Genomic DNA, 9206 nt, shown 5'->3' on the forward strand with positions numbered 1-9206 from the left:
TCTTGCGGGGGGCGCCCCGCGGGGGGGGGGGCCACCCGTCGGGTCCCCCGCGCCCCTCGGGACGTGTCCGCGCTCAGTGCAGGGACGGGAAGAGGTCCAGGAACGGCTGGGTGGAGACCGAGACGCCACGGCCGAAGGGATCGTCGAAGTCCCAGATCAGGAACAGCAGGAAGGCGATCAGCGCGCTGAAGGTGCCGGCCAGGATCAACTCCCGCGGGGAGCGCCGGATCTGCAGCGCGAACACCATGCCGACGGTGACCACCGCGCCCACGATCAGACCGAACCACACCACCCCGGGCATGGTCGGGCCGGTGCTCTGGCCACGGGTGTTGCGGGACTCGTCGGCCGCGGCGATCCGGTCCATGACCGGCTGGTAGACCTGCGCCTCCAGGTCCGACTGCGGGGTCCGAGAGGCGACGTCCTGGCGCAGCTTGGCGAGCAGTTCGGTGCCGCGCGGCGAGATCTCGCCGTTCTCCCGCATGTGGTCCCACTCGGTGTTCACCACGAAGGTCACGTAGGCGTCCACGTCGCCGCGGACCCGGGCCCGGAAGTCGGCCGGGTACACCTCGGCCCGGGCGCTCACCTCGTGCAGGGCCTGCGCCTCGTTCAGCACCTCGTCCTGGGCGGCGCTGCGGGCCTCCCAGACGCCGGCGATGGCGAGGCCGAGGACGATCGCGTAGACCACGCCGATCATCATGGTGATGTACTCGATGACGTCCGGGGTCTCGGACGGGTCGTCGTCCTCCCCGACCCGTCGCTGGCGCAGCACCACCACGGCGACGACGACCAGGACGGACGCCGCCATGGCGATCGCCAGGGCGAGCCACTCCGACATGACAACTCCTGTTCAGCACTGGACGGCCGACCGGCCGACGGCCGGTCGGGGGCGCGGGACCGACCGGTCAGGACCGGCTGCCGCGGGCGGCGGCCTTCCCGCGGACCTTGGCGGCCGCGGCGGCGAGCACCGCGGGGACGGTGACGATCATCATCGTGGTCACCGGCGAACTGCTGCGGTGCCGGGCGGGCGCGACGGCCGGCTGGGCCGGAGGCATCCGGACCTTCCGCGGGGCGGGGGCGGACGGGGCCGGCGGCGCGGGCTCCGGCCCCGGCGGTTCGGCGGCGGGCGCCGCGGCCGGGGGCGAGGGTACGGGCTCGGCCGGCAGCGGGGCGGGCGGGGGCGCCGCCGGCCGCGGGGTCTGCGGCACCGGCGCGGGCGTGGGGGTCGGCTCGGGCACCGGGGTCGGTGTCGGCGAGGGGGTGGGCGTGGGCGTCGGGGTGGGCGTGGGGGACGGCGTCGGGGTGGGGCACGGGTGCGGGGGCTTCGGGGGCTTGGGCGGCTTCGGAGGTTTGGGCGGCTTGGTGGGGTGCGGCGGATGGGTCGGGTGCGGCGGATGTGCGGGGTGCGTGGGGTGCACGGGGTGCGCCGGGTGGAGCACCGGATGCACCGGGTGCCCGGGGTGGGGCTGGCCGGGGTGGGCGGGCAGGGACGGCTGACCGGGGTGGTGGACGGCGGCCGTGACCGCGTCCATGTCCACGTCGATCGTGACGTCCGTCCAGACCTCCACCTCGATGTCGACCCCGCCGACGCCGGTCACCGAGACGGCGACCCGGGCGCAGGAGTCGACGTCCGTGTCGACCCCGGGGGCGGCGGACCGCCCGTACGCGGCACCGGTCAGCAGGGCGCAGGCGGCGGTCGCGCCCAGCACGGTGCCGGCCAGTCGGACGCCGCGGGCCTGCGGGGTGATCGGTCCCGGCATGGTGGATCTGGTGCCTTTCGTTCCGGCGACGGTGCGTCGGCGGTGGTTCGGTGACGATCGGAGGGCGAACACGAGGCGGTGCCGGGCACCCGAACGGGCTGCCCGACACCGTGTCAACTCGATCTTGTACGGCCGGGTTACGGCCGTCACCCGGTCAGCCGCGGCCACCCGCGATCTCGACGTTCTCCAGCACGCCGACCGCGTCCGGCACCAGGATCGCCGCCGAGTAGTAGGCGGTGACCAGGTAGGAGATGAGGGCCTTGTCGTCGATGCCCATGAAGCGCACGGACAGGCTCGGCTGGTACTCGTCCGGGATGCCGGTCTGGTGCAGGCCGATCACGCCCTGGTTGTCCTCGCCGGTGCGCATCACCAGGATCGAGCTGGTGTGCTCCTTGGTGATCGGGATCTTGTTGCAGGGCAGGATCGGCACCCCGCGCCAGGCCGGCACCTTCTGGCCGCCCAGGTCGACGTGGTCCGGGTACAGCCCGCGGGAGTTGAGCTCCCGGCCGATCGCGGCGATGGTCTTCGGGTGGGCGAGGAAGTACTCCGAGTCGCGGCGGCGGCTCAGCAGCTCGTCCAGGTCGTCCGGGGTGGGCGGACCGGAGTGGGTCTGGATCCGCTGGTCGAAGTCGGCGTTGTGCAGCAGGCCGAACTCCGGGTTGTTGACCAGCTCGTGCTCCTGCCGCTCGCGCAGCGCCTCGATGGTCAGCCGCAGCTGGTGCTCGATCTGGTTCATCGGCTGGTTGTAGAGGTCGGCGACCCGGGTGTGCACCTTGAGCACGGTCTGCGCGACGCTCAACTCGTACTCGCGGGGGCGCAGCTCGTAGTCCACGAAGGCGCCGGGCAGCTGGTGCTCGCCGTGGTGGCCGGCCGACATGGCGATCTCGGCCTCGCCGCGCTCGTTCTGCCGCTGCGCGGGCAGCGAGCGGAACTCGTGGATGTGCGCCTGCAACGCGGGGGAGCCGGCCAGCACGGCCTCGAACTCGGTGCGGGAGAGCGAGAGGACCGTTCCGGCGGTGAGGGACTTCGCGGTGTACTCCCAGACGGCGTCCGGGTCGAGCAGCGCGGACTCGCCGAAGCGGTCGCCGTCGCCGATCACGCCGAGCTCGGTGTCGTCGCCGTACCGGCCGCTGCCGACCCGGCTGACCTTGCCGTGCGCGATCAGGTGGATCCGGTCGGACGGGGTGTCGCGCTCGGCCAGCACCTCGCCCGGCCCGAAGTCCCGCTGGACGCAGCGGTCGGCCAGCACGGTGAGCACGTCGACGTCCTCGAAGCCGCGCAGCAGGGCGAGTTCGCCGAGCTCCCGGGGGATCACCCGGACCTGGGAGCCGGTCTTGACGAACTCGATCCGGCCGTCGCCGACCGTGTAGGTCAGTCGGCGGTTCACCCGGTAGGCGCCACCGGCGGTCTGCACCCAGGGCAGGACCCGCAGCAGCCAGCGGGAGGTGATCTCCTGCATCTGCGGGGCGGACTTGGTGGTCGTGGCGAGATTGCGCGCGGCAGCCGTGGTGAGGCTGGACTGCTGCTGCACCTGCGGTGCCTCCGGGCTCGCGTCCACGGACATCGGCAGGGTTCTCCTTCGTATGGTGCGCCGCCTCGCGCGGGCATGGCGGAGCGTCAGATCCTGTGTCGGGAAGGGAAGGCGGCGCCAGTCGTGTGCGGCGGACCGGCGCCCGGAACGGAACACTAGATCGTCACGCACCCTTGATCCGTCCGGCTGGCCGTCAGCCACCCCATCAGGTGAAAACACCCGCAGAAAGGATTGATCGGTGATCGACACGGCCGAACGGCCGCGGACAGAACCGGGCGCGCGGATCGGGTGCGGGGCGCGTTGCCGCGGCCGGACGACGCCGGACGCGCCGGGGCCCGCCGCCGGCTCCGCGAGCCGTCCGTCGGGCCCCTGCTGCCCCGCTGCCTGCTGCTCCTCCCCGTGCGGGATCAGGCCGTCCGCAGCTCCAGGGTGCAGCACTTGACGCTGCCGCCGGCCTTCAGCAGCTCCGACAGATCGAGACCGATCGGCTCGAAGCCGCGGTCGCGCAGCTGTTCGGCGAGCGCCGTCGCGTTCTGCGGCAGCACGACGTGCCGGCCGTCCGAGGTCGCGTTGAGGCCGAAGACGGCGGCGTCCTCGGCGGTGGCGAGCACCGCGTCCGGGAAGAGCCGCCGCAGCACCGCCCGGCTGCCCGGGGTGAACGCCTCCGGGTAGTAGGCGACCGTCCGCTCGTCCAGCACCGCGAGGGCGGTGTCCAGGTGGTAGAAGCGCGGGTCGACCAGGGTCAGCCCGATCACCGGGCGGCCGAAGAACTCCTGCGCCTCGGCGTGCGAGCGCGGGTCGCTGCGGAAGCCGGTGCCGGCCAGCAGCAGGTCCCCGCAGAGCAGGTAGTCGCCCTCGCCCTCGTTGACGAAGCCGGCGGTCGCCACCTCCGCCAGGCCCAGGCCGAGCAGCCGCTCGCGGTAGGCGGGGGCCTCGTCCGCCCGCTCACGGTCACGGAACCGTGCGACCAGCGCCCGACCGTCCAGCACCGTGGCGCCGTTGGCGGCGAAGACCATGTCCGGCAGGCCGGGCACCGGTTCGACCGTCTCCACGGTGTGCCCCAGGCCCAGGTACGTCCGACGGAGCTGCTCCCACTGGGCGACGGCGAGCGCGGTGTCGACGGGCTTGCCCGGGTCCATCCACGGGTTGATGGAGTAGACGACGTCGAAGTGGGTGGGACGGCACATGAGGTAGTGCCGGGGCTGGGCGAGGCGCATGGTGGTGACCCCCAGGACGTGGCGGCGGGCCGCCGGGTGTGCGGCCGCGCCGCGAACGCTACGCGGCGCTCGCCGAACGGCGAGTGAACCGGCGGCGGCAGTGCGGTGACATCCGGCCACCCGGGTAAACCTTTCTCCGCCGCCCGAAACCCGTCGGCGCCCCCGGCCGTTGGAGGGATGTTCGGCGGCTCGGGGGCCGCCGGTCACCGGCTGCGGGACCGCACCTGACAGCCTGTCGGAGGAACACGTACGGGGGGAACACACCACCATGTCCGGAACCACCATGTCCGGAACCACCATGCCCGGAAGCACCGCGCCCGGAGCCGCCGGGGCCGAGGACGCCGCCGAGGTCGTGATCGTCGGAGCGGGGCCGGCCGGGCTGGTCCTCGGCAACCTGCTGCTCGGCGCCGGGGTGCGGTGCACCGTCCTGGAGCGGCAGAGCCGCGCCCACGTCGAACAGCGCGCCCGGGCCGGGTTCCTGGCCGCCAACACCGTCCGGGTGCTCACCGAGAACGGCCTCGCCGAGGGCCTGCTGAAGGACGGCCGGCAGCACGACACCTGCGCCTTCCGCACCGACCGCGGCGAGTTCCACCTGACCTACGGCAGCCTCGGCCGCGGCGAGGCGCACACCGTCTACCCGCAGCAGCACCTCGTCCGGGACCTGGTCGCCGAGTTCCTCGCCCGCGGCGGCGACCTGCGCTTCGAGACCCCGGTGGTCGGCATCACCGGCCTCACCGGCGACCGCCCGGCGGTCACCGCGCAGTCCGCGGACGGCACCCTGCACCGGCTGTCCGCCCGGTTCGTCGCCGGCTGCGACGGCCGCCACGGCACCGCCCGCACCGCCGTCCCGGCCGGGGCCGTCCGCCGCTACCGCCGCGACCACGGCGTCACCTGGCTGGCCCTGCTCGCCGCCGCCCCGCAGAGCATGGGCCCCGTCGCCTACGCCGTCCACGAGGACGGCTTCGCCGGCCACATGGCCCGCACCCCCGACATCACCCGCTACTACCTGCAGGTGCCGAGAGGCGAGTCCCCGGACACCCGGCCGGACGCCCGGATCTGGGCCGACCTCGCCCACCGGATGCGCGCCGACCGGCACGGGCCGCTGCACGAGGGCCCGATCGTGGAACGCCGGACGGTCGAGATGACCTCCGACGTCCTCGACCCGATCCAGTACGGCCGGCTCTTCCTGGTCGGCGACGCGGCCGGCCTGATCAGCCCGGCCGCCGCCAAGGGCGCCAACCTCGCCGTCATGGAGGCGGAGATCCTCGCCCGGGGCCTGACGGCCGCGCTGCGCGGCGGCGACGAGCAGCCGCTCGCCCGCTACTCCGCCGACTGCCTGCCGCGGATATGGCGGGCGCAGGAGTTCTCGCACTGGATGATCAACCTGCTGCACGGCCCGGCCGGCAGCGACGACGACGCCGTCTTCCTGCGCGCCCTGCAGCAGGCCCGGCTGGAGAGCCTGCAGACCTCCCGCCGCCACCAGGACCACTTCGCCGAGAACTACGTCGGCATCTGACGGTCCGCCACCCCTCCTCGCATTTCCCGACCCGACCCGCTCCACGGGGGAGACAACCGCATGGGCAACCCGCCCGGCGCGGCACAGCCGCGCCTGCATCCGCACGACCTCGACCGCATCCGCCGGGCCGCCGCCTTCGTCGCGGCCAACGACACCGGCACCGTCCTCGCCGACCTGCTGCCCGGCCTCGCGCCCGCCGAACGGGACGCCGTCGCCGCGCACAGCCGATTCACCCACGCCGCCGTCCTGGTGTTCCCGCACTCGCTCGGCGACCTGCACGCCCTGCTCCGCGCGGAAGGGCTGGAGGCGGGCCCGATCGCCCCCAGCACCGTCGTCCGCGCACGGCTCGCCCGCCGCTACGGGCGCAGCGCCGACAGCCTGGAGGTCGGCATCCTGCGCGCCCCGGTGACCGCGGCCGACGGCAGCCCCTGCGAGATCGAGATCTTCGCGCTGGCCGTCCCGCCCGGCTCCGGCCTCGACACCCTCGCCGCCGGCGAGCGCGCCCACGACCACGAGGCGCACCTCGCGCTGGAGGTGACCACGCCGGACCCGGTCGTGCTCGCCGGGCTGCGCGCCACCCTGCTGGACCGCGGCCGCACCACCGCCGACGGCGGCGGGCACAACGCCCACGAGGACACCACCGTCCTCTACTTCCGCACCGGCGCGGAGTCGGGCCACCGGCGGCTGGAACTCAACACCTCCGGCCACCACGCGGGCGTCCTCGCCGCCCACGGCAGCACCGGCGACCGCCCTGCCGACCGGCTGCTGCACCTGATGACCGGCGCCTGGGCCACCCAGGCCGTCGCGGTCGCCGCCGAACTGAGGCTCGCCGACCACCTCGACACCGCCCCGCGGCCGACCACCGAGCGGCTCGCCGAACTCACCGGCACCCACCCCGACCGGCTGCGGCGGCTGCTGCGCTACCTCACCGAGCTCGGCGTGTTCGCCCCCGACGGCACCGGCTCGCACCGCCCCACCGAGCTCGGACGGCTGCTGCGCACCGACGCGGACCGGTCGCTGCACCCGCTCGCCCTGCTCTACGGCGGCCCCTTCTACCGCTCCTTCGGCGCCCTCGGGTACGCCGTCCGCACCGGCCGGGACGCCTTCGAGCACACCTACGGCGCCCACCACTTCGCCCACTTCGCGGCCGACCCGCAGCTCGCCGACCTGTTCGACCGGTCGATGGCCGCCAGCACCCAGATGTTCGACCCGATCGCCGAACTCGTCGACTTCGGCGCCGCCCGCGTCGTGGTCGACGTCGCCGGCGGCAACGGCGCGCTGATCTCCGGGGTGCTGTCCGCCCACCCGCACCTGGAGGGCGTGCTGCTGGAGCGGCCGCACGTGGTGGAGGCCGCCCGGGAGACGCTGACGAAGGCCGGCTGCGCCGACCGCTGCCGCCTGGTGGCCGGCGACTTCACCGAGGAGGTGCCCGCCGGAGGCGACGTCTACCTGCTCTCCCGGGTGCTGCACGACTGGGACGACCGGCAGTGCCTGGCGATCCTGCGCCGGCTCGCCGAGGCGGTGCCCGAGCACGCCGAACTCCTGGTGGTGGAACGGCTGCTGCCCGCCGAGGAGGACGCCGGCCCGTCCCTCGCGGTGCCCTGGGACGTCCACATGCTGTGCAACGTCGGCGGCCGCGAGCGCACCGCCGAGCACTACGGCCGGCTGTTCGCCGAGGCCGGCTTCGAGCTCACCGGCGTCGCCGAACTCCCGCTGGACGGCGCCCTGCTGGCCGCCCGCCGGACGCGCTGACGGCACCGGGCCCGGCACGACCGGGCGGGACGGCCGTCGGTGCGCCGTCCTGCCCGGCAGCGCCTCACCGCATCTGCACCTCCGTCCGGCGCACGGCCGAGCGGAGCACGAAGGCACCGCCGATCTCGATCAGGCCGAGCAGCAGCAGCCACAGCCCGAGCAGCCTGGCCAGCGCGACGGCGGACTCGACCGGGTAGGCGAGCACCACGATGCCCGCGATCACCCCGATCGCGCCCAGGAAGACCGCGAGCCCGCGGCCCGGCATCGACTTGCCGGAGATCGCCACGAACAGCGTCACGATCCCGGCCAGCAGCCAGTAGAGGCCGACCACGATCGCCAGGAAGCCGACGGTCTGCAGCTGGTGCCGCAGCACCAGCACACCGGCCACCACCGACAGCAGGGCGATCAGCACGTGCAGCACCCGGCCGCCGGTGCCGTCCTCGTGGGTGAAGGCGGTGACGAAGCGGACCGCCCCGGCCACCAGCAACTGCAGGCCGATGATGATCGCGACCACCCGGGTGGTCTCCTCGGGCCAGGCGAGCATCACGATGCCCGCCACCAGGGTCAGTACTCCGAAGGACAGCGGCCAGAGCCACGACCTGCCGAGCCCGGTCAGCAGGTCCTGCGGGTCCGTGGGGGCGGGACGGGAGGGTGCGGTCATGGTGTGCTCCCTCGTTCGGCGGAGCCGGCGCACGGGGCGCCCCGGAGCCCCCAGTCTCCCGCCGCCCCGGCCGGCGGAGATCACCCGCGCCGGGTGGTGCGGACGCCCCCCGCTCCGGGGACGGTTGATCCGGAGTACCCCGCCTGCCGCACCCCCCCGGGGCAGGCAGGCCGCCCGAGACGGGAGACGCACGGTGAACGACTACCCGCTGCTCAACATCTTCTGGACCATGCTGTGGTTCTTCCTCTGGATCCTCTGGTTCTTCCTGTTGTTCCGGATCTTCGGTGACCTCTTCCGTGACGACTCGGTCGGCGGCTGGGGCAAGGCCGGCTGGTGCATCTTCCTGATCCTGATCCCCTTCCTCGGCGTGTTCGTCTACCTGATCGCCCGCGGCCGGGGCATGGGCGAACGCGAGATGCGGATGCGGATGCAGGCCGAGCAGGACTTCCGCTCCTACGTCCAAGAGGCCGCGGCCGGCTCCGGCCCGGCACCGTCCAGCCACGTCGACGAACTCGCCAAGCTCGCCGCTCTGCAGAAGAGCGGCGCGATCACCGACGCGGAGTACCAGCAGGCCAAGGCGAAGGTCCTGGCCTGACCGCCCGGACCTGAAGGGACGCCGGACCGCCACTGCGGTCCGGCGCCCTCGTGCGCACCGTGCGCGCGGGGCGGGGGGCGGGGGCGGGCGGGCCCCCCCCCCCCCACCCCCGCCGGCGCGCCAACACCCCCCCCCCCCCCCCCCCCCCCCCCCCGGGCCCCCCCCCCCCAAAGGAAA

8 protein-coding genes are annotated in these 9206 nt (G+C 74.2%); 3 read left to right on the top strand and 5 right to left on the bottom strand.

The window, feature by feature from the left end:
• Nucleotides 1-73: 73 nt before the first annotated feature.
• The 4 genes from AB0442_RS40620 to ddaH form a co-directional block, all read right to left on the bottom strand.
• The gene (locus AB0442_RS40620; protein ID WP_366168554.1) at nucleotides 74-835 is read right to left on the bottom strand and encodes a hypothetical protein; all 762 of its coding nucleotides are present in this window, start codon (nucleotides 833-835) and stop codon (nucleotides 74-76) included.
• A 67-nt stretch (nucleotides 836-902) separates the two neighbouring features.
• Nucleotides 903-1757, bottom strand: a complete 855-nt coding sequence (locus AB0442_RS40625) for a hypothetical protein (protein WP_366168555.1) — start codon at nucleotides 1755-1757, stop codon at nucleotides 903-905.
• 154 nt (nucleotides 1758-1911) lie between these two features.
• Nucleotides 1912-3321, bottom strand: coding sequence for a family 2B encapsulin nanocompartment shell protein (locus AB0442_RS40630; RefSeq protein ID WP_344624169.1), 1410 nt, complete (start codon nucleotides 3319-3321; stop codon nucleotides 1912-1914).
• Nucleotides 3322-3695: 374 nt separating this feature from the next.
• Nucleotides 3696-4520, bottom strand: coding sequence for a dimethylargininase (ddaH, locus tag AB0442_RS40635; RefSeq protein ID WP_366168559.1), 825 nt, complete (start codon nucleotides 4518-4520; stop codon nucleotides 3696-3698).
• Nucleotides 4521-4803: 283 nt separating this feature from the next.
• Between ddaH and AB0442_RS40640 the strand changes: the two genes are divergently transcribed.
• Together AB0442_RS40640 and AB0442_RS40645 are read left to right on the top strand one after the other, a co-directional pair.
• The gene (locus AB0442_RS40640) at nucleotides 4804-6021 is read left to right on the top strand and encodes a 4-hydroxybenzoate 3-monooxygenase (RefSeq protein WP_366168560.1); all 1218 of its coding nucleotides are present in this window, start codon (nucleotides 4804-4806) and stop codon (nucleotides 6019-6021) included.
• A 60-nt stretch (nucleotides 6022-6081) separates the two neighbouring features.
• Nucleotides 6082-7773: a methyltransferase gene (locus AB0442_RS40645; RefSeq protein ID WP_366168556.1), complete on the top strand. Its 1692-nt coding sequence runs from the start codon at nucleotides 6082-6084 to the stop codon at nucleotides 7771-7773.
• A 64-nt stretch (nucleotides 7774-7837) separates the two neighbouring features.
• Here the strand turns inward: AB0442_RS40645 and AB0442_RS40650 are convergent, their stop codons facing one another.
• Nucleotides 7838-8434, bottom strand: a complete 597-nt coding sequence (locus AB0442_RS40650) for a DUF308 domain-containing protein (RefSeq protein ID WP_366168557.1) — start codon at nucleotides 8432-8434, stop codon at nucleotides 7838-7840.
• Between the two features lie 193 nt (nucleotides 8435-8627).
• Between AB0442_RS40650 and AB0442_RS40655 the strand changes: the two genes are divergently transcribed.
• Nucleotides 8628-9029 carry an SHOCT domain-containing protein gene (locus AB0442_RS40655; RefSeq protein WP_366168558.1) on the top strand — a complete coding sequence of 134 codons (402 nt, stop codon included), beginning with the start codon at nucleotides 8628-8630 and terminating at the stop codon, nucleotides 9027-9029.
• The last annotated feature ends 177 nt before the right edge of the window (nucleotides 9030-9206 follow it).

Source organism: Kitasatospora sp. NPDC085895 (assembly GCF_040702125.1).
In the GTDB taxonomy this organism is placed as follows: Bacteria; Actinomycetota; Actinomycetes; order Streptomycetales; family Streptomycetaceae; genus Kitasatospora; species Kitasatospora arboriphila.

Coding starts and splice junctions, on each gene's coding strand:
- AB0442_RS40620 (WP_366168554.1), bottom strand. CDS start 835: ATGTCGGAGTGGCTCGCCCTGGCGATCGCCATGGCGGCGTCCGTCCTG.
- AB0442_RS40625 (WP_366168555.1), bottom strand. CDS start 1,757: ATGCCGGGACCGATCACCCCGCAGGCCCGCGGCGTCCGACTGGCCGGC.
- AB0442_RS40630 (WP_344624169.1), bottom strand. CDS start 3,321: ATGTCCGTGGACGCGAGCCCGGAGGCACCGCAGGTGCAGCAGCAGTCC.
- AB0442_RS40640 (WP_366168560.1), top strand. CDS start 4,804: ATGCCCGGAAGCACCGCGCCCGGAGCCGCCGGGGCCGAGGACGCCGCC.
- AB0442_RS40645 (WP_366168556.1), top strand. CDS start 6,082: ATGGGCAACCCGCCCGGCGCGGCACAGCCGCGCCTGCATCCGCACGAC.
- AB0442_RS40650 (WP_366168557.1), bottom strand. CDS start 8,434: ATGACCGCACCCTCCCGTCCCGCCCCCACGGACCCGCAGGACCTGCTG.